Origin of the sequence: Helicobacter pylori SA221C (assembly GCF_000476855.1) — a bacterium.
In the GTDB taxonomy this organism is placed as follows: domain Bacteria; phylum Campylobacterota; class Campylobacteria; order Campylobacterales; family Helicobacteraceae; genus Helicobacter; species Helicobacter pylori_DK.
The window spans coordinates 18,815-44,817 of record NZ_CBPT010000010.1; the positions used below are offsets into that span (position 1 = coordinate 18,815).

Below are 26,003 nucleotides of genomic sequence, written 5' to 3' on the forward strand. Positions count from 1 at the left end.
TTCAGCCTAAGATTAAAAACTCCTAACGCTATTTAATATCCATCAATTCCTGTGCGTCCAAACTCACTGAAGGCGACATGGTAAGCGAAAGAGCGGCGTTTCTAATATACTTGCCTTTTGCGCTACTGGGTTTTAGGCGGTTGATCGTTTTAACCAACTCAAGCATGTTTTCTTTGATTTTTTCCTCAGGAAAACTCGCCTTACCAATAGGGGCATGAACATTGCCCTTTTTATCCACCCTGAAATTCACTTGACCGCTTTTAGCGTTACTAACCGCTTTAGCAATATCCATCGTAACGGTCCCGGTTTTAGGGTTTGGCATCAAACCTTTAGGGCCTAAAATCCTACCCACTTTACCGACAACCGCCATCATATCAGGCGTTGCGATCACCATGTCAAAATCAATACGACCATTTTTGATTTCTTCAGCCAAATCGTCTCCGCCAACGACATCAGCCCCAGCGTTTTTGGCTTCATCTTGCTTAATATCTTTTGCAAAAACGGCCACTCTTACTTTTTTCCCTGTTCCATGAGGAAGCACCACCGCACCGCGCACCATTTGATCCGCATGCCTTGGATCAACCCCTAGCCTTAACGCTACTTCCACGGTTTCATCAAATTTGGCTGAAGCGAGGGATTTAACCACCTCTACGCCTTGCTCTACGCCATACGCTTTATCGTTTTGAATTTTAGAAAAAAGTTTTTCCAATCTTTTAAATACTTTTTTTGCCACGATTCTAATCCTTAAAAATTTCTTTCAATTCCAACAAAACCCAATCAATCCACAACTTCTACGCCCATGCTCCTAGCACTACCCATAACGATTTTTTTGGCCGCTTCCATGGTGCTTGTGTTTAAATCTTCCATTTTCAATTGCGCAATCTCTTCCACTTGCTTGTGGGTGAGCTTTGCGATCTTATTTTTGAGTGGGTTGTCAGAACCTTTTTCAACCCCAGAAGCTTTTTTGATCAAATCGGTTACCGGAGGCTTTTTAGTGATAAAGGTAAAACTCTTATCTTGATAAACCGTGATAATGACCGGGATATTAAAACTCCCCATGTCTTTAGTTCTCTCATTAAAAGCCTTACAAAATTCCATGATATTAACCCCTCTTTGACCCAACGCTGGCCCTACGGGAGGTGAAGGGTTTGCCTTACCGGCAGGGATTTGAAGTTTGATTTCTCCGACTACTTTTTTAGCCATGTTTTCTCCTTAAAGTTATATAATTTTTTCCACTTGCGAATGCAAAATCTCTATTGGAGTGTTCCTACCAAAAATAGAAACATTGAGCTTGAGCTTGCGGTGTTCCACATCATACTCTTCCACCGTAGCGGTAAAGTTCGCAAAAGGACCTTCCACCACGCGCACCACTTCGCCTTGCTCAAAAAAGATTTTTGGCTTGGGGGCTGCTCGGTTATTCATTTTTTCTAAAATATGCCCAATATCCGCTTCACTCAATGGGGTTGGCTTTTTATTTTCTCCAATAAAACGGCTCACTCTTGGCAAAGATTGTATCTTATGCCACAAAACCGTATCCAAATCCACCTTAATAAAAACATACCCAGGATAAAGGCTTCGTTCCGTTACTTTCGTCTTGCTTTTTTTAGAAACCTCTATAATATCTTCAGTAGGCACAATGATCTCTTGTATCCTATCTCTTATATTATGATCGTTCGCTAGATTCTCAATCGCTTTCTTAACGGACTGCTCGCTCCCTGAATAAGTTTGTATAGCATACCAATCCATCATTATTCTCCTTATTTAAAGCCACCAACCTATAGAACACTAGAGATAAAAGCCCCCAGAGAAAAATCCAACAAAGCTAAAAACAACGTGATAGCACTCACCACCACCAAAACAGAAACAAGCGCGTTGCGTATCTGCTCCTTAATAGGAAATATCACTTTAGAAAGCTCTTCTCTAGCTAATTTATATTGCATGAGCCATTTATCCATAGTTTCTTTTCGCCCTCACCTAAACTTAATACATTTATACATTAAAAGAATTTTCAATTTTATCCAAAATAGCTTAAACTAAAATTAAAAAATTCAAAAACAATCCAATTGAAACAAAAATTTGATAGAATAAATTAGTAGATGGCAGGCCAGGAGGGACTCGAACCCCCAACAACCGGTTTTGGAGACCGACGCTCTACCATTGGAGCTACTGACCTAACCTCCCCTCCTTTTAAATCACAACACAAAAGAAAGAACTAGCTCTTCAATTTGATTTCTTTATGAAGAGTGTGTTTGTTTTCCCTTGGGCAGAACTTCTTAAGCTCCAGTTTTTCAGTGTTAGTTTTAGCGTTCTTGGTTGTGCTGTAATTGATGTCTTCACAATCAGAACACTTCAACCCTATTTTAACTTTCATAATGACCCTTTATGGTAACTCTTTTTGCTAATATTATTCAATAATATTGCTCACAACACCAGCACCAACGGTCCTACCGCCTTCACGAATCGCAAATTTAGTTCCTAACTCTAACGCAACAGGGCTAATCAACTCTACAGTGATTTTAACATTATCGCCAGGCATAACCATTTCTACGCCTTCAGGAAGGGTGATAGAGCCAGTCACATCAGTCGTGCGCACATAGAATTGCGGGCGGTAATTGGTGAAGAATGGAGTGTGTCTCCCGCCTTCTTCTTTAGAAAGGACATAAATTTCTCCCTCAAATTTCTTGTGCGGAGTGATAGAACCTGGTTTGCATAGAACCATACCGCGTTCTACTTCTTCTTTTTTAGTTCCTCTTAAAAGCACGCCCACATTATCGCCGGCTTCACCTTTTTCCAACTCTTTCCTAAACATTTCTACACCGGTTACAGTCGTTTTTTGTGTAGCTCTGATACCAACGATTTCCACTTCATCGCCTACTTTCACCACACCTCTTTCAATCCTACCTGTAACCACAGTTCCTCTACCCGCAATAGAGAACACATCTTCAACCGGCATCAAGAAAGTTTTCTCAGTGTCTCTTTCTGGAGTAGGGATATAGGCATCCACTTCAGCCATGAGCTTAAGCACTTTTTCACCCCATTCACCCACATTACCAGCCTTTGCTTCTTCTAAAGCTCTTAAAGCTGAACCCGCTATGATAGGAGTGTCATCGCCAGGGAATTCATACGCGCTCAACAATTCGCGCACTTCCATTTCCACAAGTTCCAACAATTCTTGGTCATCTACCATGTCTTGTTTGTTTAAGAAAACAACGATGTGAGGCACGCCTACTTGACGAGACAACAAGATATGCTCCCTGGTTTGAGGCATAGGACCATCAGCTGCAGAAACAACCAAAATCGCTCCGTCCATTTGTGCCGCACCGGTGATCATGTTTTTTACATAGTCAGCGTGTCCTGGGCAATCCACATGCGCATAGTGTCTGTTTTCAGTCTCATATTCAATGTGAGAAGTAGCGATAGTGATCCCTCTTTCTTTTTCTTCAGGGGCGTTATCAATATTATCATAGTCTTTCATTTCTGCAAGACCTTTCAAAGAAAGCACCGCTGAAATCGCTGCACTCAAAGTCGTTTTACCATGGTCTACATGCCCAATGGTTCCAATATTAACATGCGGCTTAGTTCTGTTAAACTTTTCTTTTGCCATTTGTATTTCTCCTTAATTTTTTGAAATGGATTTTAGAATTATACTAAACAAAATCCTAAGTATTCCTAAATGCTACCACAAAATTTAAGACATTTTTGTCTTATCGCCATTCAAGAGATTATAAACTGGAGCCTATAAGCGGAATTGAACCGCCGACCTCTTCCTTACCAAGGAAGTGCTCTGCCTCTGAGCTATATAGGCGTCTCAAAAACTAAAATGTTATCCTAAAAATGGAGCGGGAAACGGGACTCGAACCCGCGACCCTCAGCTTGGAAGGCTGATGCTCTAGCCAACTGAGCTATTCCCGCATCTATAAAACAAAATGGTGGTGAGACGTGGATTCGAACCACGGAAGACATAGTCAGCAGATTTACAGTCTGCCCTCGTTGGCCACTTGAGTATCTCACCAAAAACTTTGCACAATAACATTTCAACTGGAGCTGGCTAAGGGACTTGAACCCCCGACCTGCTGCTTACAAGGCAGCTGCTCTACCAACTGAGCTAAGCCAGCAACTAAAATAATCAAAGACTTGGGATTATAGCAGTTTTATACTTGACTTGTCAAGAAATGATGACAGAAAGCTAAATTATTCGTATGCACAGAGCATGGTTAAAATTTAGCTATAATCTAGCTCAATTTGGCTTAATACAGCTCAAGCTTATTACATATAAAAGAATTTATGGACACTTAAATTATGGCGAAAAAAAAACATAAAATTTCTACTTTAAAATACTTTTTGCGTTCTTTAAAGCAAATCTACATGCTCATCACTTTCAAGGAAAAAATGGTTTTTTTCCTGCTTGTGCTGATGGCTGTTTTTTCTTCTTTTGTGGAAGTGATGTCTCTAACTCTCTTAATGCCTTTTATCACTCTCGCTTCCGATCCTAGTAGGGCTTTAGACGATAAAGACTGGAAAATGGTCTATGATTTTTTCCATTTTTCATCTCCCGTTCGCCTTATGTATTTCTTTAGTTTTTGCTTGGTGGGGATTTATTTGTTCAGGATGTTTTATGGGGTGTCCTTCGCTTATTTGAAAGGGCGTTTTTCCAATAAAAAAGCCTATCAAATCAAGCAACAACTTTTTTTACAGCACATTAAAAGCAACTACCTCTCCCACCTTAACCACAACTTGGATTCTTTAAGAGACATTATCAATAATAAAGCGGATGGCATGTTTATGAGCTTTAACGCTTTTTTGAATCTACTCACCGAATTAACCGTGATCGTTTTTTTCTATTCCACGCTATTAATCACTAACTGGAAGTTAACGCTTGTATTCACTCTAATCATCTCTATACAAATTTTTATCATCACTAAAAAAATCACCATTCTTATTCAAAAAAAGGGCGAGATAGCGGCAAAATCTAGGGCGCAAACGCTTAAAGTTTTTTCCAAATTTTTCAGCAATTTCAAAATCACTAAACTCAAAGACAACCACGAAGAAGCCCACAAGCTTTTTGGAGAAAATAGCCGTAAAGCCCATGACACTGAGATCATTTACGCCACTTTACAAGTGGTCCCCAGGTATTCATTAGAAACGGTGGGTTTTAGTTTGTTGATTTTAGCGGTCGCTTACATTTTATTCAAATACGGCGAAGCTAAAATGGTGCTTCCTACCATTTCTATGTATGCTTTAGCGCTTTATCGCACGCTCCCTTCTGTTACTGGCGTTTTGAATCAATACAATGAAATCGCTTACAACCAGCTTGCGACTAACATTGTTTTTAAAAGCCTTACTAAAACCATCGTTGAAGAGGATTTAGTCCCTTTAGACTTTAATAAAAAAATCACTCTTCAAAACATCTCATTCGCTTATAAGTCAAAACACCCGGTTTTAAAAAATTTCAACCTCACCATTCAAAAAGGTCAAAAAGTCGCTCTCATAGGCCATAGCGGGTGCGGAAAATCCACGCTGGCGGATATTATTATGGGGCTTACCTACCCTAAAAGTGGGGAAATTTTTATTGATAACACCCTTTTAACCAACGAAAACAGGCGCTCATGGCGTAAAAAAATAGGCTATATCCCCCAAAATATTTACCTTTTTGATGGCACTGTGGGGGATAATATCGCTTTTGGGAGCGCTATAGATGAAAAACGCTTGATTAAGGTGTGCAAAATGGCTCATATTTATGATTTTTTATGCGAGCATGAGGGCCTTAAAACCCAAGTGGGCGAAGGGGGCGCTAAGCTTAGCGGCGGTCAAAAACAGCGCATAGGCATTGCAAGAGCCTTATACGATAACCCTGAAATTTTGGTTTTAGATGAAGCCACTTCAGCCCTAGACAATGAAACCGAGAGTAAAATCATGGATGAAATCTATCAAATCGCCAAAGATAAAACCCTAATCGTTATCGCCCACCGCTTAAGCACGATTGAACGCTGTGAAGTCATCATTGACATGAGCCAGCACAAAGACAAGCTTGGCTAATCAAGCAGCTTCACTCTTTCATGAAATTTTGCAAATCAAACCCTTTAAAGCTCTCTAAATACTTCCCTTGATAGCCATCTTGCCCCACTAAATTTTTCAAAACCTTGCTGTTGTAACCCAAAAACGCCACTTCATTAGCTTTAGCGCTTTCATAGTCATTGACGCTATCGCCTATCATTAGCATGCGGCTTGGGTTGTAGGCGTATTTTTGAATGATATTAGCGATGATTTTAGGTTTATTAGGCGGACTCCCTTCAACGCTCTTAAAATACTTAACGATCCCTAAAAACTCGCACAACACTTGCAATTCGCTATGCAAGGCCGCTGAAGCGATATGGAAAATATAATTTTTATAATGCTTATCAATAAACGCCATCACTTCGCTATTCAAATGCCCCCTATCAAAAAGCTTTTGTTCTATAATAACGCCAAACTCTAGGGCTAACGCATCCACTTCTTCTTGAGCGATAGGGGTTTTTAAAATCTCGTTATAAAAATATTGGATTTTTTCATTCCTTGAAATCCCCCCACTTTGATAATGATAAACTTCAAATTGCTTCAAACTCTCTTGATTCTTGTTGCCATGCTTTTGAAACAACGCCTTAAACCCTTCACTTTTTAAATGCATGCTGTCAAAAATCACGCCATCAAAATCCCATAAAACCACTTCAAGCGCCATGATTTCCCCTTTTTTATAGGCTTATTTTGGATTCATTTTACCTTATTCAAGCGGTATTTAAGCGATTATTTTTGCCCTTTAAAGGTTGGGCTATCTTGACTCTTATTTGATAAGAATATGCAAACACTCTTTGGTGTGCACGGCTTTATGGGCGTGTTTGTTATCCGCTTTAAAACGCATGTAGGTTTTGGTCATTAAGGAGTAAGTGCCGTATTTTTTTAAAATATTTTTAATCTCTGTCTCACTCATAAGCCCTTCATTGTTATAGCTTAAAAAGATGTATTTGAATCGCGCTGTTTTGATTAAATTTTCAAAAGCGTTTAAGATTTGAGAACGAGAGCAAAAAGAGGATTTCTGATAACTGGGCAATCCGGTTTTGCCTTTTGGAGTAAAGGGCGTATAAGCAGCTATCGTGTTTAATAAATGGTAATTCGCCCCGTATTGCCTCGCATTGTAAGGGGGATCTAAATACAAAATATCCCCTGAAATCTTTCCGATCAACTCGCTAGCGTCTTGCTGATACACTTCGTTAGCGTTTAAACTCAAATCAAAATGAGCGCCTTTTAAGATGAGTTCTTTTTGAGCGCTTTTTTTAAGGCGTTTTAAAAAAGCCCCATAAACTGAAGCGGTGTTAGCCACCTTGTCCGCACTTTCTAATAACGATGCGAGCAAAAAATAATACGCGCAATTATCAATGTTTTGAGAAAGCTTAAGCTCTTCAATTTTTAAACGCATCGCATCAATTTTTTGAGCGTTTGTTTCGCTAAAATACTGCCTTGAACCCCCCCCTAAAGAATAATGCGAATAAATAAAGCCTTTTTTTAAAGCAACGCTATTAATTTCATCAATAAGCTCTTCTTTATTAGGGATTTCTTGAATGTTGCCGATATAATTTTGATTCAAAACAAAGCTATAATATTCCAAATCATTAGCGATGATTTTATGGACAGCCTTTTTAAACGCGCGCCCCACAATGCCCGTCCCAGCGAATAGATCACAAAAAATCGCACCAGAAAGGTTGTCCCCTACAACCGCATGGATATTTTCTTTAATAAAGGGAATGAGCTTGTATTTAGAGCCGATGTAGTTCATTGATCTGTGTTTGTATGCTTCTTTAAAATAAGTATGGCTATTATTAAAATTAAATTTTATGTATTGTAACATAACTTGATTATGAATAAGTCCTAACCCCCACGATTAAAATAATCTTAAAACCAACTAATCAATCCTATGTGAAACAATGATCGTTTTTTTAATACCGCACGCTCTACCAATCGCTTCATTAAAACAACGAGACAACCCCCTATTATAAACAAAGACTTTTTCTATCGCAACTGCTCATTAAAACACCGCTAGAAAAACAGCGACACCCCCACTAGCTGAATGCATCAAAGCTTTTGCCGCTATTACCCTATTTTCTAGTAGGTTCTTTTATAACTACCATTCTTATATTCTTCCACTTTACCCTTTGATGTGGTTACAGCCACTACACCACCTGAAACTTGCACATTAATAGCGTTACTACCATAAGTTCCCTTATGGATACCATTCTCAAATTCTTCTACCTTACCCTTTGCAGTAACAGCAGCAACAATATGCCCATCAGTATCTGCAGCTACAATATTACTACCATAAGTTCTCTTATGGATACCATTCTCAAATTCCTGTATTTTGCCATTAACGACTTTAACTACAATCGCCATTATAAACCTCCTAAAATATAAATTGTGATATACCCAACATCAAACTACCAGTCTAGTCTATAGCCTAACTAACAGATAAACCTTATTTGAGTATTTGAGTATTTGAGTATTTGAGTATTTGAGTATTTGAGTATTTTATCACAAAATCCCTAAAAAATAGCTTAATAACAAACCCGCTTAACTCTCATAAAATCAGTCTCATTGATCAATTTACCTCAAAATAACCCACATCGCGCAAATTAGCTCAACCGCTTATCTAAAATCAACAATCCTTTGTGATGGTTTTAGCTTTAGCACCCACAGCCGTAGAACCTGTGGGTAAATCTGAAAGCACTACCGCATTAGCCCCAATCTTCACATCATCGCCCACGCAAATCGCGCCCAAGACCTTAGCCCCTGCCCCCACTACCACTCGGTTGCCTAAAGTAGGGTGGCGCTTGCCCTTGAACTTGCCCGTTCCCCCTAGAGTTACGCCATGATAAATGGTAACATCATCTCCAATCTCTGTGGTCTCACCAATCACCACACCCATGCCATGATCAATAAAAAGCCCTCTCCCAATCTTAGCGCCCGGGTGGATTTCTATCCCAGTGATAAAACGCGCTAACTGAGAAAGCGCGCGCGCAATGAAGTAAAACCTCCGCTTGTGCAACGCATGCGCTAGGCGGTAACAAAGCAGTGCATGAATGCCCGGATAAAGCAAGAGCACCTCCCACTTATTCCTAGCTGCCGGGTCTTCTTGCAAGACACGCTCCAGGCTATAAGACAGATCTAGCATGACAGAGTCTCCGGTTGGAATATATTTGAATCAACATGACTTAAGCAGATTTTTCTCATCCATTCCAATAAAACTTGATAAATTTTTCTTGCCATTATACACAAACTCACACTCCTTTTAATGGAGTAAAATTAATAGAGTAAAACGCTCTCTTTTTTAATTTTTTCAAATTCTCTTAACAACCCTTTAAAAAAGGCTTAAAAAACCCACTAATCCATCATTCATTTGGCATTTATTTGGGATAAAACTATTTTAAACGAAAAAAATAAAAAGCAGATTGAAAAAAATTACTAGTAGTGGTGCCGAAGGTCGGACTCGAACCGACACGGGATTGCTCCCACCAGATTTTGAGTCTAGCGTGTCTACCAATTCCACCACTTCGGCGTATATAGAGCAAAGTGTGAGATTATACCCACTTATTCCTTAAAGAAACTTAATGGTGCACTGGGCGAGAATCGAACTCGCACGAGATTGCTCCCACCACCCCCTCAAGATGGCGTGTCTACCAATTCCACCACCAGTGCTAAAAATTTAAAACAGATATTATAGCTAAATCATGCTTTTTAAGCAATAATTTAGCCCAACAAAAAACCCTTAACTTAAGAATGGGTTACTATAAATAGCGATAATAGCAAACACTAGAGTATAAATCACTTGCGCTTCAATCATCGCCATGGCCACGAACATGGTTGTGAGCAATTTACCGCCCACTCCTGGGTTTCTCGCTGTGCCTGTAATGGTCGCTGCGGCCGCATTCCCCATGCCGATCGCCCCACCAAAAGCGGCAATCCCTAAACCGATCATTGCCCCTAAGATAGAATAAGATTTAATCATATCCATCCCACCCATTCCACCATCATGAGCGAAAGCAACGCCCGCTAAAGCCAGAAAAAATAACGCTAAAAATTTCATTTTCGCACTCCGTTTCAAAAATTAGGCTTGATTTTCATTTCGAATCGTTCCTCTACTTTCAAAAATACAAGCAAGAATTTATTTTACTACAAACTAGCTTAAAAACGCTTTTAAAAAACGCTTTTTAAAATTTTAAGCCAAATCTAAAGCGATTTTACCCTTATTGAAACTAATCACCCTACATTTGATACTATCGCCTTCTTTTAAAACCACTTGACACCTGTCCATGTTTTGCTTTCTTAACAAGCCTTCACCCCCCTTAGGCAAGCTTAAAAACGCCCCAAAATCCACGATTCTCTTCACTTGAGCTTCTAACACCTCATCAATAGCGTATTGCTCTAATTCTTGATCTAAAGAATGCAAATAATTTAAAATAAATTCTTTAGTTTTTAAAACACGCTCTTTATTCCCCATGATTTTCACTTCACCACTCGGTTTATTCAAATCAATTTTAACTTCAAACTTTTCTACTATTTCTTTAATCACACGCCCCCCTTGACCGATAATTTCTATAATTTTATCCGGCGCGACATTAAAAATTTCAGTCATGGGCAAATGCGAAAAATTGATCACAATCTTTTCTTTCGCTTCATGCATGATTTTTAAAATATGTTCTCGCGCCCTTTTGGCTTGGAGTAAGGCCTGGTATAAGATTTCCAATTGGATACCGCTCATTTTGGTATCCATTTGCATGGCCGTAATGCCTTCTAAATTCCCGGCAATCTTAAAGTCCATATCGCCTTCTGCATCTTCTAAGCCGCTAATATCGCTTAAAATGGCGTGATCTTGCCCTTCACTCACCATGCCCATAGCCACCCCAGCGACTAAATCATAGATCTCCACACCGCTTGCATAAAGGGCTAAAGAACCTGCGCACACGCTCGCCATTGAGCTTGAACCATTGCTTTCTAAAATCTCAGAAACCAATCGTATCACCTGCTCTTTATTTTTAATGCTCGTTTCTAAGGCTCTTTTGGCTAAATTCCCATGCCCTAATTCGCGCCTTGAAGTCGCGCCAATAGAGCTCGCTTCGCCCACGCAAAAAGGAGGGAAATTGTAATGGAACATGAATCGTTCTTTTATAGGGGTTTTATGCTCCAAACTCTCATGGGTTTGAGCGTCATTATCCGTGCCTAAAACCCCCACGACCAGGCTTTGAGTCTGCCCCCTAGTGAATAAAATAGAGCTATGCGCCATAGGGAGCAAACCGCTCTCTATAGAAATGGGCCGCACTTCTTCTAACGCGCGCTTGTCCGGGCGGATTTTATCCTTAATGATCATGCGCCTGATCTCGGTTTTTTTCACTTTTTCTAAAGACCATTCAATTTCTTCTAAACCAAATTCTGAGTGGGCTTCACTGATTTTTCTGGCAATTTCATTGAAAACATTTTCTCGCTCGCTCAAAGCAGAGCTTTCAATGCCTTTGATGATTTCATTAAAATACTGATTTTTTAATAAATCTAACAGCCTTTCATTAAAAATTATTCCTTGGCTTTCTTTAAAAAGCAGCTCGTTTTGGTGAGGCGTGAAAACCTCTTCATAAAGCGTGCAAGTTTCTTTTAAACTTTTTTGAGCCAATTCTAAAGCTTTTAGCATTAAAGGCTCTTCTAAAGCGTTTAATTTTTGCCCCAAAGAGCGCATTTCTATCATGTTCAAACTCTCTTTTGTGCCGGACACGAACAAATCCAAACTGGATTGATTCAAAAGGCTTGTGTTAGGGTTAATGATAAATTCGTTATCCACCCTAGCAATCCTGCAAGCACTCACGCTTTTAATAGGAGCGATATGGGCTAAAAAGAGAGCGGCTGAAGCGGCGTTTAAAGCAGAGACTTGCAAGTCATTTTCAATATCATGGCTTAAAACCATTAAAGTGATTTGGGTAGGGTAGCGGTAATCTTTAGGGAATAAAGGGCGTAAAGTCCTATCTATGAGCCTAGAGGTTAAGATTTCAAAATCTTGTGCCCTACCTTCTCTTTTAACAAAACCGCCCGGGATTTTACCGGCTGCATAAGATTTTTCTAAAAACTGCACCACTAAAGGCAGAAAATCTTCACTCACAGGCTCTCTTTCTGTGCACACGCTCGCTAAAATGATGGTTTTTCCTAAGCGATATAAAAGAGAGCTGGTGGCTTGTTTGGCCACTTGTTTGAGAGCGAATTCTTCGGTTTTGTTGCTAGAATTGATGGTGATAAAATCCATATTTAATGTTCCTTTTTTAAATTAGGCGCGTTGTTAGCGCCCAAGTATTTTTCAATTTCTTCATTGCTTAATCGCTTGAGTTCTTTATAATGATGCTCCACAGAGACAAAACATTCAGGGCGGTACACGCTAATCACCCCATCGCACAAACTTTCTAAGCCTTGAGCGACATTTTGCGCGAGAATGGGGGTTAAAATATAAATGTCTTGGCATTCTTTTTTCAAGCAAGTTTGCACGCCTAACCCTGCTCTAAACCCGGTTTCAATCCCCCTATCTACGATAAAAATATTTTTATCTTTCAAGCTTTTGATCGCATTGCCTTTGCGATACTGATAGATGTGAGACAAAATGTCTTCTTCATAAGCCCGCTTGGCTTCCCCATAAACATAATCTAAAGTGATGTCAAAAGAATTGATCAAACTTTCATTCATCACTATATCCATGCTCTCACTCACTAAAGCGATCTCGCATTTTGAGTTTAAAGGGGCTAGGATAGGTTCTAAAAAAAGTATATCATAAGTCGCTCCAAATTTTTGCGCTAAAGCGTGAGCTAAATACAGAGCGTTAAAACTCAAAGCGAGCATGATGGAATCTTTTAAATCAATGTGGCGCGTGTGGATTTCATTAATCAATTTGTTTAAAGCGTCTTCTTCATTAATAAAACGCATGCTCTCTATATCGGTGATATGGCTAAAGTCCGTATTCAAATCTATTCCTTTTTTACTTACGCTGTAAAGAGCGGTAAGTTACATTGGTTTTAGTGATCGGTGAAAAGTCTAATTCTAACTTAACATAGTTATTTTCAAACACTCTTATAGGTTGGTTGGGATCGCCGGTGAGAATAGGGCGTCGTTGGTTGACGAATTGAAAGCCAATCCCAAAACAACGGATTTTTTTATAAATCCCCACATTCCAACTTAGAACCACATTGTTTCTAATGTCATAACCCACATCCGCGCTCATGGAAAAATAGCCAAAGTCGTTGCTAAAACCCGCCTTTAAATAATCCGCAGGATTTTCTACAATGCTATTAATCCCACTGCTAAAATTGTTTCTTAAAAAATAAGAGAGGTTAAAGCTTAAAAACTTGCGTTGGTAATTGGCGTTCACAGAAATTTCTTCTAAGCGGTTTTGATAAAACGAATAAAAGACATTCCCAAAGATATTCAATCCCGTTAAGGGCGAAAACCCGATCTTGCTCTCTAATGGCATTCTAAAGGGCGAAACTTTATCGTCAAGATTGATGAGTTGCGATATTTTAAAATACAATAACTCTTGCCCCCCTAAGCCATAAAGGTATTGCGTTAGGGTTAAATCCACCGTCTTATTGCTCGCATTGATAGGTAAAATACTGCTAGGATTCCACACCGAGTCATACAAACGCCCTTGATAATCATAATCTCTCAATAAAGGCGAAGTGTAGCTGTTTAAAGCTTGCGCGCTTAAAGCATACATGTTTTGAGAAAATAAGCCGTTTTTAAAGGTGTAATAAGGGATGTTGAAAATCGCTTCCAATTGGATCGTGTGGAAAAGTTTGTTGTATTCTCTGGCTAAATCCGTATTGACATACATGGAAAAATTTGAAGACACAAAGTTCCCAAATTCCCTTGATTCATTAGGGATCGTAGGCACGAAGGAATTTTTAGATTGCATTAAAGCCACATTAGATAGTTGGAGATCGTTCCAAAGCCCTAAAGATAAATACTTTTTAAACAAAGAAAATTGCAAGCCCACCGGCACATTCAAAGCGTTTTGCACATAGCCATAGCCGATCTCTCTTGCGGTGTTTCTAAACTGATAATCCACCGAATACAATAAATTCCTAAAATACAAAGAATTTAAATATTTATGGTATTGCAAATTAGGGACAGATTGGAAAGTGCGGTTATTGTTGATTTTATTCAGGTTTAAAAAATACTTGATATTCAAGCCGTAATAATTGTTTTCTGTTTGCAAATAATAATTCGCCCTAGACATGTGCGTGGCGTCTGTGATACGCTTATTAACCTTTTCAAAACGCACATAGTCCAAATCATTCATGTATAAAAAGTCAATGTAATGCCCGTTGTCAATATTAGACTTAAGATGAAAGTATTTTTGTAAAGTGTCCCTGCTGGAGCTTAAAAATTCAAAACCATAGATATTTTGATTCCTCAAATCATAGCGTTTGACGTATTGGGTGTAATTCCTAAAATAGCGCGCGTTGAATAAAAACCTGTCGTCTTTAGAGTTAATGTAGCGCGCTTCAAAGTTCAAGCCAAAACCCCTTTTATAGCGGATTTGTGGGGTAAAGGTCATATCCCATGAGTTTTTGGGGGCTAAATAAAAGGGTTGCAAATAAATAAAGCCGTCTAAGTTGGAAGTGCCAAACTCAGGGTATAAAAACCCAGTAGTTCTTTTATTGCTCGTGGACATGAAAATATAGGGCAAATACAATACAGGAATATCACCGACATAGATCTTAGGATTCCACATAGACAAATGCGATTTTTGCATGTTGAATGAGCCTGAAGTCGCATTGACATGCCAAATGGGGTTATCAATGCTGCACCCTGAAGCGCTCATGTTTTTAACCTTATATTTTTGATCCTTCCCGCTAGCAATATCCGCACTCACCCAAATTCCGCTCACGCTGTCTTGGACATAAAAGGGGAAAATGATTTCATATTTTTCATTCAAACTCAATTTCACATAATCGGTTTTAACGAGCAAACCCTCGCCCCTATAAACCTTGATATTCCCCTCTAATAACGCTTCTTTGGTTTTAGTGTCATAACGCACCTTGTCCGCTAGAATATACACATCATAATTCAATAAGATCGCATTCCCTGATGCGGTTATCACATTGTCTTTAGCGCTCACTTTATCCGCAAGGATTTCAAAAATCTTATGGTTTTGTTTGTCAAATCGTTGCATAGCGATTTCTTTAGCCTCTAATGCGCTCAACAAAAAAAAGACCGCCAAATACAACCAATAAATCATGATTAAAACAACACCAAAAGACTTTTGCTTTTTTCTTCATGCCATGCCCTATGATAGGGATTTTTAAACACCCCAAACCATAAAAAGGGGCATAGAAAAACCACGATCTTTAACCCTAAACGCTTCAATAAAATAGCCCTACTGGGGCAATCTGCCAAATAAATATCAATAATCTTAATCCTAAAAACCAATTTAGCCAAACTCATCTTGCACAAACACACAAAAAAGATTTCATAAACGCCATACAAGATGATAAAACTCACTATGACAAACGCGCTGTGATAAATGGGGTTAGTCAGCCAGTATAAAGAATGCAAAAAATCGCACGCCCCTAAAAGATCGCTCAATAAAAACACCACTAACAAACCATCGGTTAAAAACGCTAAGATGCGCCAATACAAGGGGCATAAACGCATTTTTTCACGCATAAGGAGTGTTTCTATGATTTCAGTTTCTTCTTTTTCTAAATTTGGAGAGCGCATTTAAAAACAAACAAGACAAACTCTTTGGTTTGTCTTAAACTTCAAGAATATTCTTTCAAATCTAACACCTTAAAACCAATATCCTTGCGATAAAACATGCCTTCAAAATGCACCTTTTGAGCGATTTCATAAGCATGGTTTCTGGCTTCTAATAAGGATTTTCCCCTACCAATGGCAAAGATCACCCTCCCCCCACTGCTTTCAAACACGCCATTATCCTGCTCCACCTCCCCTAAAATCAAATGACCCTTTTTTTCATCAACCGGATCAATATAAAGGGTTTGCTTGGGCGAAGAGCTAGTGGGGTAATTCCTAGAAACAAGCGCCACACTCATCACAAATTCTTTAGAAAACACCAATTCAAGAGAATGTAATTCCCCTTTGGCTGTAGCCAAACACAAATCTAAAAGCGAGCTTTCTAAAAGGGGTAAAATCGTCTGGCATTCAATGTCTTTAAAACGCACGCTAAAATCCAATAAATACGGCTCTAAAATACCCTTTTCTTCTATGATTACAATTTCAGCGAGTAAAACCCCTTTAAAAGGCGTGTTGTCAGCCTGAAGTTTCTCTAAAGTGGGTTTAAAAATATGATTTTTTATTTTCTCTTCTAATTCATTAGAGAAAAAGTTTGCAGGAGCGATGGCCCCCATACCTCCTGTATTGACCCCGTTATCCCCCTCTAATAAGCGTTTGTAGTTTTGGCAAAAGGGCAACAAGATAAAATCATCATTGGCTATGAGTGCTGTAACTGAAAGCTCAAACCCCTCTAAAAAAGGCTCTATGATCACAGGCTCATTGCTTTGTTTGAAAGCGTCTTCAAGGATTTTTATCGCTTCTTCTTCTTGATGGACAATGCTTGTGTTTTTATTCAACGCTTTAATCACTAAGGGGAAAGAAGCGTTTTGAATGTAACTCAAAGCTTCTTTTAAGTCGTTTGTTTCAAAATAAGACGCACTTTTGATACCGCATTCTTTAACAAAAGCTTTCATATAGCTTTTAGAAGCTTCTAACTTAGCCGCTTCTTTAGAAGCCCCAAACACTAAAATACCCGCTTTTTCTAGCATCTCTGTAAGCCCTAAAACCAAAAGCTCTTCTTCTGAAATGATGGCTAAATGGATCTGTTTTTTCAGGGCTAATTCCACGATATGCTCGTAATGTTCGCATTCCAGATTTTCGCCTAAATCTTGAGTGCCACCATTACCCAAACAAAAATACAAAGCATTCACTCGCTCATCTTGCTGAAGCCTTTGAGCCAAAGCATACTCTCGCCCCTTATTCCCCACAATTAAAACATTATAGTTATTGTTATCTTTCATGTCTTTCCTGCAATGTGGTTGTTTTTAAGCCCAGATGACCGCTACTTTTACATGCGCATAAGTTCAACAAACCTACACTAATAAGGCTAGGAGGATTTTCTTAGGGGCAGATTTAAAAAATGCCATCACACAAAAACCACTACCTTAGCCTAACTTATTTTTTCAACGAACTTGCCATCAATAAGAAACACGAATCATCTAGGCGATGCTTACAATTATACTTAAATTTTAAAGAAATTCCATGTAAAACTATACAGCATAGAAAACACAATCAAGAGATAGACGACGAAAGGAGTTATAGTCGTGGGTATGGGCATTAAGGTTTCAATTGCGTTCAAACTTCTAATTTTTTGCTCTTAATCTTTTAGAAAAAATTCAAATTCTAAGGATCTATCTTTTCGTTAGGATTATTGGAGCGATTGGTTTTATCGCATTTAAATGAAAAATTTTTGCCGTCAAACGCTCTAAGGACAAGACCTGATTGTTTGCACAATTCCAATGCTTTATTAAGCTTTTGATTTCTTATCTCTTCCGATTGTTTAATATTCGTATCAAGATAGGCTTCATAGGTTTCTTCTGTCATTATAATTACTCCAAATGTTAAAATACTATAGCCTTTATTTTGATAATAGGTTTTAAGTGCAACAAAGATCACTAAAGCATAAACACCTAAAAGCACCAATAACCAAAGAGTTATTTTGCTTGTTATGTATAATGCTTTTTTCACTTCAATACCTAAACATAGGATTATCAAAATAATCAAACATTTTAGTATTGTTTTGTGGCTGTGTATTTTGATGATTGGAGTTAAGAATGTTGTTTGTAGGGTTTTCTAAGGGCTTTTTTGTAGCCGGCTCATCGCATTCAAACGAAAAATTGGTGTTATCAAATTTTTTAAGAACACGATTTTGTTGTTTGCAAAATTCTAAAAACTTTTGAAAATTCTCTTGAGATTTTTTTTCTTGCTCTTCTTTTTGCCTACGCTCTTCTTTAAGATTTTTTTCTCTTAAAATTTCAGTATCTCTTTTAACTTCTGCTTCCTTTAATCCAATATTGCTAAGTTTTTTAAACTTAATACAATTTTCAAGAGATTTGAATAAAGAAAGACATAAAGAATCTTCAATTTCTAATTCATCTAGTTGCTTGCCAATTTTATACTGAAACCAAATATTATTCATGCGTAATTCCTTGTAAAAAGTTATATTCTACCAAAATAGAATAAGACAAAAATTCTAACCATCTCTAATTTTAATACCCCATTAAACTTAATGAAACCTAAACTCAACGAAACCTAAACTCAACATAAGTATTACTAAAAAGATTTTTTCTAAAGATCTCACCACCAACAAAGCGATAACTCGCAATTCAATCTTAGGCTTCATCTGCAACAATACAATCTTTAGCAATCAAGCCATCTGTTATGATTAGACATGACTTTAGATTTTATTTTTAATAGTAAAACTCATTCCACCTACAACCCCAAACTAAACCCCCCTAACCCTAAAGAGCGCTTTTTTAAGAAGTTATCATTTAACTAGCGTCAAAATCTTTTATATTATTATAAAAAACGCTTTTAGTATTTCTTAAAATATTATCACTCAATAGGAAATCCTTTACTGATTTATTTCAACCTTTCTTTATACGCCGCTTCCAAACTGCTATACCCTTTTTTCAATTCTCCCACACCCCCAAAAGCCACCACTTTGGCTTCTTTTAAAAAAATCGCGCTGTCTAAATACTTTTCCACATCCACCACCAAATGCGTAGAGACTAACAAGCTTGCGTTTTGGCTAAATTCCTTAGCGATGAGTTCAAAAATCTCTTCTCTAGCGATAGGATCAATCCCAGCCACCGGCTCATCAAAAAGATACAAAGAAGCGTTTCTCGATAGAGTTAAAATCAGCTGCAATTTTTCCCTCATGCCTTTTGAAAGGGCTTTGAACTCTCTTTTTAAAGGCACGCTGAAGCGTTTTAGTAAATTTAGGGCTTTTGATTCATCAAAATCGCTAAAAAAATCCCTGTAAAAAGCGATCGCTTTTAAAGGCGTTAATTTAGGATCTAAAAAATCGCCATCGCTCAAAAATGCCACACTTTTTTTAGTCTCTATGCCGATCTTTTGATCTAAAATTTTCACTTCCCCTTGATAGTTCAAATTCAATCCGGCTAAAATTTTTAACAGAGTGGTTTTACCCGCCCCATTAGGGCCTAAAAGCCCTATAAATTGCTGTTTGGGTAGTTTTAAATTGATATTGTCTAACGCTTTTAAACTCCCATAAGTTTTAGTCAAATTCTCTATTTCTACTAGCATTTTAATTCCCCGAATTTGCGCACTCTTTTGTAAAAATCGCTAATGATGTTTTCTAAATCTTTAGGGGTGAAATCAGGCCATAAAATCGGCGTGAAAAACAATTCCGCATAGCTGGACTGCCACAATAAAAAATTAGACAAGCGCATTTCCCCCCCTGTTCGTAACAATAAATCCACTTCCGGCAAATCGCGCGTGTCTAAACGATTAGAAATTTCATTTTCTAAGCTTTCTAAAAGGCTTATATGGCTAGGCGGGTTTTCTAGCAAGCTTTTAAACGCCCTTGAAAGCTCGTTTTTAGATCCGTAATTAAGGGCTAAAACTTGCGTAAAATCCTTAAAATGCCTGGTATCGTTTTCAAGCTGCAAGATCGTGTCTCTCAATTCTTTAGAAAAGCCCTCTAAATCCCCTATCGCTCTGAAGCGTATGTTGTTATCCAAGTAAGTGGATCGCTCATCTTTAAGGTATTTTTTAAGCATTTTCATCAAAAAATCCACTTCACTTTTAGGGCGTTTCCAATTTTCTGTAGAAAAAGCGTATAAAGTCAAGCATTCTAGCTTATGGTTAGCGCACCAGATCGTGATGTCTTTAAGGGTTTTTACGCCTTTTTTATGCCCATAAGCCCTAGCTTTATTCTTTAATTTAGCCCACCTGCCATTACCATCCATAATAATGGCAAGGTGTTTGAGAGTGTTATCCAATGCCTTTACCCTTTAAAGAAATTCTTTAATTATACACCATTTAAAGCGTGCAAGCATCCACTAAATAAGCGATATGCTGCCAAGCAAATTGGGTTTTTTCACTCAAACCAATTTCGCAAGTGCTAGAAGTGGAAAAGCCCCTTTTAAGATCATAGGATTGATAAAATTCTTGAAAGCCGTTTAAAGCACTCTCGTTGAGTTCAGGGGTGAAAAAGCCCTTATTCCCCGCAAAGCCGCAACAACCCGTCTCTTTATGGATAACAATCTCGCCCAAAGTGCATTTTTTAGCCAAATTGAATAACAACTCTTCTTTATTTTCTAATTTTAAAGCGCACATCGTGTATAGCCCTATGTCTTCGTTAATGGGGTTGAATTTTAATTTAGGGCTTAGAACTTCTTCAATATAGACGCTCAAATCATAGACTTTCAAATCCTTATAAGCTTTCATTTGCTTGAAAAAATGCGTCGAACATGCACTATGGTCTAAAACAATGGGGATTTTTCCCTCATCGCTTAATTGTAAAAAAATCGCATGGTTTTTTTCATTGTTTTGCTTGGTTAAGTCGGTGTAATTGATAAAGGCTTTCCCACAACAAAGTGCATCCAATCCATTAGGATACACCACAGAAACTTTGGCTTTTTGGCATAAAGATTCAAACACTTCTTGAATGCATCTTTGATCCGCCATTTTGTTTGATGGAGCGAACGAGCGGTTGATGCAAGTGCTGAAATAAATGACTTTTTCTTCGCTCTTAAGCGTTTTATTTTCTAAAGGATAGGCGTTGTTTTTGGGCATGTAATGAAAGGCTTTAGGGAAGGGCTTGATGAACTTTTTAATCCCTTTAGTCAGGCTCACTAAGTTGTGAGGGCCTATGAGATTTTGAACTAAGCGAGCGCTTTTTAAAGAAAAACGAGCCATGCTTGTGGTTGTTTGCATGTGATTAAGGATCTTTGAAGCGATCTTCTCGCCTTTAGGGTTTTTTTGATAATAATTTAAAGCGATCTTTCCGGTATCAATTTCTAAAGGGCATAGCATAGAGCACATATGGCACACCGCGCAAGTGGCATGCGCTAAATATTCAGACTCTTTTAAAAGCTCATCTAATAAAACTTGATCTTCATTATGACCATGACTTACCCTTTCTTTTAAGCGCTCTACCTCTCTATGGATAACGATTCGTTGTCGTGGCGTCAAAGATAAATCTTTGCTGGGGCAAATCCTTTCACAAAACCCGCATTCCATGCACATGTCCAAATGCTCTTCAATAGGGTAAATGCTCTTTAAATTTTTAGTGTGGATTTCTTTATCGTTTGTGATGATCACATCAGGGTTTAAAAGGCCATTAGGATCAAACAATTCTTTGATTTGTTTGTGGATCTTATAGGCTTTTTCTCCCCACTCCATTTCCACAAAAGGGGCTACCATTCTGCCTGTGCCATGCTCGGCTTTAATAGAGCCAGAGCTTTTGCTCACCATTAAAAACATCTCAGAAACTAAATTTTCAAACGCTTTTCTTTCAGCTTCATTTTCTAAAATCGGCGTAACGACAAAATGCAAATTCCCGCTTAACGCATGCCCAAAAATAATGCCATTATCCTTAAAGCCATGTTTTTTTAAAAGCCCTTCAATCGCTTTTGCCCCCTCTACAAAATCCTCTTGACTGAAGCACACGTCTTCAATGATCACAGAGCTTTGGCTTTTTCTTTTTGACGCTGCGATAGGGAAAATGCCTTTTCTGATCTTCCACCACGATTGATAAATGTTAGGATCACTGCTGATTTGAGAATCTAAAACGACTGGTATCGCGCTCAAGGCGTTTAAAATCGCTTGCATGTTGTTTTCTAAAATTAAAGGATCATCGCTTTCGCTTTGAATGAGTAAGCATGCGTTAGGCTCTTTGATTTCTAAAATCACGCTAGGCATGCCCTCCAAACCTTTCACGCTTTTTAAGCACGCATAATCCATAAGCTCTGCTGAAGAAATCATTTCAGGTTGTTTGGCTTTTAAAGCGGCTAAAATTTGAGCGGCTTTGGCGCATTGCTCTAAATTTTCATAAAACAATAACGCGCAAGTTTTATAAGCGCAGTCTTTCACGCATTCTAATCCCACGCTTGAAATAAAGCCTAAAGTCCCCTCGGAGCCTATGAACAAGTGGCTGATGATTTCAATCGGATCTTCAAAATCAATGAGAGCGTTTAAGCTGTAGCCGGTGGTGTTTTTGATCTCGTATTTTTTCTTGATTAGAGCATGCAATTCTTTATCTTCTAATATTTCTTTTCTTAAGTTTAAAACCCCTTCAATCAAATCTTTGCACGCGTTTTTGAAATTCTCAACGCTCTCTTGATTGGCCGTGTCTAAAAGAGTGCCATCAGCTAAAATCACTCTTAAGGATTTTAGGGTTTTGTAGCTGTTTTGCTCCACCCCGCAACACATCCCGCTAGCGTTATTAGCGACAATCCCCCCTATCATAGCGGTGTTTATCGTAGCAGGATCCGGGCCTATTTTTTTATGGTAAGGTTTTAATAGAGCGTTCGCATGGCTTCCTATGACTCCGCATGAGAGCTGAATGCTTTGAGCGTTATTTAAAATTTGAGCGTCTTTGAAAAAATGCGCCACCACCACTAGCACCCCATCACAGCTCGCTTGCCCTGATAAAGAACTCCCAGCCGCTCTAAAAGTCAATGTAACGCCATGCTTTTTGGCTAAAACACAAAGCTTTTGGACTTCTTCTTCATTCTTCACCCAAGCGACTATTTTAGGGATATAACGATAACATGACGCGTCAATGCCATAAGCCAAACGGCGTAAATAATCCTTAAAGATCCGCTCGTTTAAAAACCCGCTCGCTTCGGTAAAAAAAGCATGATAATTTTCTTCCACACGCACTCCTTAAACATTCCTATTTATCAAATCATTGTAACATAACCTTACTTTAAAAATTAAGGATAAACATGCTTGAAGATTATGCGATCAGTTTAGAAGAAGTCAATTTCAATGATTTTATTGTCGTGGATGTACGCGAGTTGGACGAATATGAAGAATTGCATTTGCCTAACGCTACGCTCATCAGCGTCAATGACCAAGAAAAGCTCGCTGATTTTTTATCTCAGCACAAAGATCAAAAAGTGTTGCTCCATTGCAGGGCTGGTCGCAGGGCTTTAGATGCGGCTAAAAGCATGCACGAACTAGGCTATACGCCCTATTATTTAGAGGGCAATGTCTATGATTTTGAAAAATACGGCTTTAGAATGGTCTATGATGATACCTCTTTGAGCGATAAAAAAAACTAGGCATGAGGGAGATTGTATGGGTGCATTCTCAAAGAATCGCCCCCTATAAAACTCTCATTTTAAATGAATTGCGCTACTATCCTTTAGAATTGGATTTAACCCCTTTTAACGCCTTGATTTTCACTTCTAAAAATGCGGTGTTTTCCTTGCTAGAAACCCTAAACAACAGCCCCAAACTCAAAATTTTACAAAACATTCCTGCTTACGCTTTGAGCGAACCCACCGCAAAAACTCTACAAGATCACCATTTTAAAATTGCCTTTATAGGGGAAAAAGCCCATGGCAAAGAGTTCGCCAAAGAAATCCTTCCTTTATTGGAAAAAAAAAGCGTTTTGTATCTCAGGGCAAAAGAGATTGCCTCTCCTTTAGACACTATTCTTTTAGAGCATGGCATTAATCTTCAACAAGCCGTTGTTTATGAAAACAAGCTCAAACATTTGACTTTAAGCGAACAAAACGCCCTGAAACCCCAAGAAAAGAGCGTTCTTATTTTCACCGCCATAAGCCATGTAAAAGCCTTTTTACACTATTTTGAATTTTTAAAAAGTTACACCGCCATAAGCATTGGCAACACGACCGCTCATTATTTACAAGAACAAGGCATTCAAAGCTATATAGCTCAAAAGCCCTCCTTAGAAGCGTGTTTAGAACTGGCTTTAAATTTGAAAAGTTAAGGAATGTTAAAAATATCTTAATTATAATGCTCTCAATGGTTTTTCTAAAGGATGATGCATGAATCTTGTCTTTTTATGGGCCGCTTTAGGGGGGGCTATAGGGAGTTCGTTGAGGTATTTTGTGGGCAAAATAATGCCCAGTAAATTTTTAACGTTTGAAAGTTTCCCTTTAGGGACTTTTAGCGTGAATCTCATAGGGTGTTTTGTCATCGGCTTTATGGGGCATTTGGCTGCCAAAAAAGTTTTTGGCGATGATTTTGGGATTTTCTTTGTTACCGGGGTTTTAGGGGGTTTTACGACCTTTTCTTCTTATGGGCTAGACACTTTAAAACTCTTGCAAAAATCCCAATACCTTGAAGCCATTTCTTATGTCTTAGGCACTAACATTTTAGGGCTTATTGGGGTAGCTATCGGTTGGTTTTTAGCTAAAAATTTTATAGGCATTCATTAAAAAACGCTTTTTAGCGTTTTCATTAACGCTTGATTAAAGCAAAGCCCACAATCATAACAGCCACAAAGCCATTTCATCGGCCATGAAAAAATCGCTCGCTACCAATCGGTTATTTTTAATGAAAGCCTTATTTTCTTCAATCAAAAACTTTACTTTATTTTCGTCTAAGAAACTAAGCTCAACCCCTAGCACGCACCTCAAGCCTAAAAACAGCTTTTCTAAGCGCTTGTCTTGTTTATTAAGCGTCTCAACTTGGCGTTTTAGGGGGTCTTTAATGTAGTTTTCTATGAGTTTTTTCGCATAAAAGCGCTCATTCGCCACGCAGCCTACAGCCCCAGCCCCACACCCTAAATAATCTTTAGCCCCCCAGTAAGCTAAATTATGCTTGACTTGATAATTTCTAGCGTAATTAGACACTTCGTATTGCTTGAAAGAAAAGCCCTCTAAAGCCTCTTTTACCACATTGTCAAAATCCACGCTTGAGGGTTTTTTGGCGTTTTTTTCTAAATTCGTGTTTTTTTCAACGCTCAAAGCGTAAGCGCTCAAGTGGTTGATAGGGAGTTCTTTAGCGAGTTTTAGTTCTTCTTTTAAAGAGTTTTCATTATCTAATGGGGTGTTATAAATCAAATCAATGCTGACATTTTCAATCCCGCTTTTTAAAATAGTTTCTATCACGGGGGCGATATTTTTAGAATGTTGGCGCTCTAAAAACAACAATTTATCCTCCCTAAAACTTTGCACCCCTAAACTCAAGCGGTTGATCCCTAAATCTTTTAAGCCTTGACACCAAGCTTTAGTAATCAATTCGGGGTTAGCTTCAGTGGTGATCTCACAATCCAAGCTCAAGCGCGCATTGCGGTAAATGCTTTCAAAAATCCTTTCAAAAGACTCCACGCTTAAAGTGTTAGGCGTGCCGCCGCCAATAAAAATACTTTCAATTGGTTCATCAGTTTGACTTAAGGCATGCTTTAAATCCAGGCACAACGCTTGAGTGTATTCTTCTTTTAGCCCATGCTTATTTTCATAGGAATTGAAAGCGCAATAACCGCATTTATTTTCACAAAAGGGGATATGAATGTATAAAATCATATTTATTTCTCTCATTTTCACTTCATCTTTAAGCAAAACTTAAACTTGTAATTGTATCATTTTAAGATCATTTTGATAAGTAGAGGAGACAAACGATGAAAAAGGTTATTATGGCTTTAGGCGTTTTGGCGTTCGCAAACGCTTTAATGGCAACCGATGTTAAAGCCCTTGCAAAAAGTTGTGCCGCTTGCCATGGGGTTAAGTTTGAAAAGAAAGCTTTAGGCAAAAGCAAAATCGTCAACATGATGACTGAAGCGGAAATTGAAAAAGATCTTATGGATTTTAAAAGCGGTGTCAACAAGAATCCTGTCATGACCGCACAAGCTAAAAAATTAAGCGATGAAGACATCAAAGCTTTAGCCAAATACATCCCCACTCTCAAATAAACTCTCTCAGTTTTAATAG

The 26,003-nt window shown here is 38.4% G+C and carries 27 protein-coding genes and 7 tRNA genes; 5 read left to right on the forward strand and 29 right to left on the reverse strand.

Annotated elements, in window-relative coordinates:
* Positions 1–28 precede the first annotated feature (28 nt).
* The 11 genes from rplA to QU01_RS05575 form a co-directional block, all read right to left on the reverse strand.
* Positions 29–733 (reverse strand): 50S ribosomal protein L1, encoded by a 705-nt coding sequence (rplA, locus tag QU01_RS05525; protein WP_001085839.1) that lies wholly within the window; start codon positions 731–733, stop codon positions 29–31.
* Positions 734–777: 44 nt separating this feature from the next.
* A complete protein-coding gene (rplK, locus tag QU01_RS05530; protein WP_001085997.1) occupies positions 778–1,203 on the reverse strand; it encodes a 50S ribosomal protein L11 in 426 nt (141 codons plus the stop codon).
* Positions 1,204–1,218: 15 nt separating this feature from the next.
* Positions 1,219–1,746, reverse strand: a complete 528-nt coding sequence (gene nusG / locus QU01_RS05535) for a transcription termination/antitermination protein NusG (protein WP_001846772.1) — start codon at positions 1,744–1,746, stop codon at positions 1,219–1,221.
* Positions 1,747–1,775: 29 nt separating this feature from the next.
* Positions 1,776–1,955: a preprotein translocase subunit SecE gene (gene secE, locus QU01_RS05540; protein ID WP_000362123.1), complete on the reverse strand. Its 180-nt coding sequence runs from the start codon at positions 1,953–1,955 to the stop codon at positions 1,776–1,778.
* A gap of 142 nt (positions 1,956–2,097) precedes the next feature.
* Positions 2,098–2,173 (reverse strand) — tRNA-Trp (locus QU01_RS05545).
* Between the two features lie 39 nt (positions 2,174–2,212).
* Positions 2,213–2,371 (reverse strand): 50S ribosomal protein L33, encoded by a 159-nt coding sequence (gene rpmG / locus QU01_RS05550; RefSeq protein WP_000865159.1) that lies wholly within the window; start codon positions 2,369–2,371, stop codon positions 2,213–2,215.
* Between the two features lie 33 nt (positions 2,372–2,404).
* Complete coding sequence (gene tuf / locus QU01_RS05555; protein ID WP_001040572.1) at positions 2,405–3,604, reverse strand: elongation factor Tu; 1,200 nt, start codon at positions 3,602–3,604, stop codon at positions 2,405–2,407.
* A gap of 126 nt (positions 3,605–3,730) precedes the next feature.
* Positions 3,731–3,805 (reverse strand) — tRNA-Thr (locus QU01_RS05560).
* A 30-nt stretch (positions 3,806–3,835) separates the two neighbouring features.
* A tRNA-Gly gene (locus tag QU01_RS05565) sits at positions 3,836–3,912 on the reverse strand.
* 15 nt (positions 3,913–3,927) lie between these two features.
* Positions 3,928–4,012: transfer RNA gene (locus QU01_RS05570), tRNA-Tyr, on the reverse strand.
* Between the two features lie 27 nt (positions 4,013–4,039).
* Positions 4,040–4,115 (reverse strand) — tRNA-Thr (locus QU01_RS05575).
* A 184-nt stretch (positions 4,116–4,299) separates the two neighbouring features.
* Here QU01_RS05575 and QU01_RS05580 point away from each other — a divergent pair.
* Positions 4,300–6,036 carry an ABC transporter ATP-binding protein/permease gene (locus tag QU01_RS05580; protein WP_033762747.1) on the forward strand — a complete coding sequence of 579 codons (1,737 nt, stop codon included), beginning with the start codon at positions 4,300–4,302 and terminating at the stop codon, positions 6,034–6,036.
* Positions 6,037–6,046: 10 nt separating this feature from the next.
* Here QU01_RS05580 and QU01_RS05585 read toward each other — a convergent pair whose 3' ends face one another.
* From QU01_RS05585 to QU01_RS05675, 17 genes are all read right to left on the reverse strand, one after another.
* On the reverse strand, positions 6,047–6,715 hold the full coding sequence (locus QU01_RS05585) for an HAD family hydrolase (protein ID WP_033762746.1): 669 nt from the start codon (positions 6,713–6,715) through the stop codon (positions 6,047–6,049).
* Between the two features lie 102 nt (positions 6,716–6,817).
* The gene (locus tag QU01_RS05590) at positions 6,818–7,807 is read right to left on the reverse strand and encodes a DNA adenine methylase (protein WP_033762745.1); all 990 of its coding nucleotides are present in this window, start codon (positions 7,805–7,807) and stop codon (positions 6,818–6,820) included.
* A gap of 326 nt (positions 7,808–8,133) precedes the next feature.
* Positions 8,134–8,418 carry an IceA2 protein gene (locus QU01_RS05595; RefSeq protein ID WP_033762744.1) on the reverse strand — a complete coding sequence of 95 codons (285 nt, stop codon included), beginning with the start codon at positions 8,416–8,418 and terminating at the stop codon, positions 8,134–8,136.
* A 262-nt stretch (positions 8,419–8,680) separates the two neighbouring features.
* Positions 8,681–9,196, reverse strand: coding sequence for a serine O-acetyltransferase (gene cysE / locus QU01_RS05600; protein ID WP_033762743.1), 516 nt, complete (start codon positions 9,194–9,196; stop codon positions 8,681–8,683).
* A gap of 297 nt (positions 9,197–9,493) precedes the next feature.
* Positions 9,494–9,580 (reverse strand) — tRNA-Leu (locus tag QU01_RS05605).
* Positions 9,581–9,633: 53 nt separating this feature from the next.
* A tRNA-Leu gene (locus QU01_RS05610) sits at positions 9,634–9,720 on the reverse strand.
* A 70-nt stretch (positions 9,721–9,790) separates the two neighbouring features.
* The gene (locus tag QU01_RS05615; RefSeq protein ID WP_000669961.1) at positions 9,791–10,108 is read right to left on the reverse strand and encodes a F0F1 ATP synthase subunit C; all 318 of its coding nucleotides are present in this window, start codon (positions 10,106–10,108) and stop codon (positions 9,791–9,793) included.
* Positions 10,109–10,240: 132 nt separating this feature from the next.
* Complete coding sequence (locus tag QU01_RS05620) at positions 10,241–12,307, reverse strand: polyribonucleotide nucleotidyltransferase (RefSeq protein ID WP_033762742.1); 2,067 nt, start codon at positions 12,305–12,307, stop codon at positions 10,241–10,243.
* 2 nt (positions 12,308–12,309) lie between these two features.
* Positions 12,310–13,014, reverse strand: coding sequence for a phosphoribosyltransferase (locus tag QU01_RS05625; RefSeq protein WP_033762741.1), 705 nt, complete (start codon positions 13,012–13,014; stop codon positions 12,310–12,312).
* Between the two features lie 13 nt (positions 13,015–13,027).
* Positions 13,028–15,289, reverse strand: coding sequence for an LPS-assembly protein LptD (locus tag QU01_RS05630; protein WP_033762740.1), 2,262 nt, complete (start codon positions 15,287–15,289; stop codon positions 13,028–13,030).
* Between the two features lie 2 nt (positions 15,290–15,291).
* Positions 15,292–15,771: an RDD family protein gene (locus tag QU01_RS05635; protein WP_033762738.1), complete on the reverse strand. Its 480-nt coding sequence runs from the start codon at positions 15,769–15,771 to the stop codon at positions 15,292–15,294.
* A gap of 41 nt (positions 15,772–15,812) precedes the next feature.
* Positions 15,813–17,087 (reverse strand): phosphoribosylamine--glycine ligase, encoded by a 1,275-nt coding sequence (gene purD / locus QU01_RS05640; protein ID WP_033762734.1) that lies wholly within the window; start codon positions 17,085–17,087, stop codon positions 15,813–15,815.
* A 382-nt stretch (positions 17,088–17,469) separates the two neighbouring features.
* Positions 17,470–17,814: a hypothetical protein gene (locus tag QU01_RS05650; protein ID WP_033762733.1), complete on the reverse strand. Its 345-nt coding sequence runs from the start codon at positions 17,812–17,814 to the stop codon at positions 17,470–17,472.
* Between the two features lies 1 nt (position 17,815).
* Positions 17,816–18,265 (reverse strand): hypothetical protein, encoded by a 450-nt coding sequence (locus QU01_RS05655; RefSeq protein WP_033762732.1) that lies wholly within the window; start codon positions 18,263–18,265, stop codon positions 17,816–17,818.
* A gap of 443 nt (positions 18,266–18,708) precedes the next feature.
* Positions 18,709–19,395, reverse strand: coding sequence for an ABC transporter ATP-binding protein (locus tag QU01_RS05665; protein ID WP_033762731.1), 687 nt, complete (start codon positions 19,393–19,395; stop codon positions 18,709–18,711).
* Positions 19,389–20,093 (reverse strand): di-trans,poly-cis-decaprenylcistransferase, encoded by a 705-nt coding sequence (locus tag QU01_RS05670; RefSeq protein ID WP_080248378.1) that lies wholly within the window; start codon positions 20,091–20,093, stop codon positions 19,389–19,391. The genes QU01_RS05665 and QU01_RS05670 overlap by 7 nt, the downstream gene beginning before the upstream one ends.
* Before the next feature lie 40 nt (positions 20,094–20,133).
* Positions 20,134–22,974, reverse strand: a complete 2,841-nt coding sequence (locus tag QU01_RS05675) for an FAD-binding and (Fe-S)-binding domain-containing protein (protein ID WP_033762730.1) — start codon at positions 22,972–22,974, stop codon at positions 20,134–20,136.
* 71 nt (positions 22,975–23,045) lie between these two features.
* Here QU01_RS05675 and QU01_RS05680 point away from each other — a divergent pair, with 71 nt between their 5' ends.
* From QU01_RS05680 to crcB, 3 genes are read left to right on the forward strand one after another with little or no spacing between them, the layout of a single operon-like run.
* Positions 23,046–23,384 (forward strand): rhodanese-like domain-containing protein, encoded by a 339-nt coding sequence (locus tag QU01_RS05680; RefSeq protein WP_000888847.1) that lies wholly within the window; start codon positions 23,046–23,048, stop codon positions 23,382–23,384.
* A 2-nt stretch (positions 23,385–23,386) separates the two neighbouring features.
* On the forward strand, positions 23,387–24,058 hold the full coding sequence (locus QU01_RS05685) for a uroporphyrinogen-III synthase (protein ID WP_033762729.1): 672 nt from the start codon (positions 23,387–23,389) through the stop codon (positions 24,056–24,058).
* A gap of 58 nt (positions 24,059–24,116) precedes the next feature.
* Positions 24,117–24,509 carry a fluoride efflux transporter CrcB gene (gene crcB, locus QU01_RS05690; RefSeq protein WP_033762728.1) on the forward strand — a complete coding sequence of 131 codons (393 nt, stop codon included), beginning with the start codon at positions 24,117–24,119 and terminating at the stop codon, positions 24,507–24,509.
* A gap of 51 nt (positions 24,510–24,560) precedes the next feature.
* On the opposite strand, the gene hemW is transcribed toward crcB, so the two are convergent.
* The gene (gene hemW / locus QU01_RS05695; protein WP_195742657.1) at positions 24,561–25,598 is read right to left on the reverse strand and encodes a radical SAM family heme chaperone HemW; all 1,038 of its coding nucleotides are present in this window, start codon (positions 25,596–25,598) and stop codon (positions 24,561–24,563) included.
* Positions 25,599–25,693: 95 nt separating this feature from the next.
* On the opposite strand from hemW, the gene QU01_RS05700 reads away from it, so the two are divergent.
* Positions 25,694–25,984, forward strand: coding sequence for a c-type cytochrome (locus tag QU01_RS05700; protein WP_033762726.1), 291 nt, complete (start codon positions 25,694–25,696; stop codon positions 25,982–25,984).
* Positions 25,985–26,003: the final 19 nt, after the last annotated feature.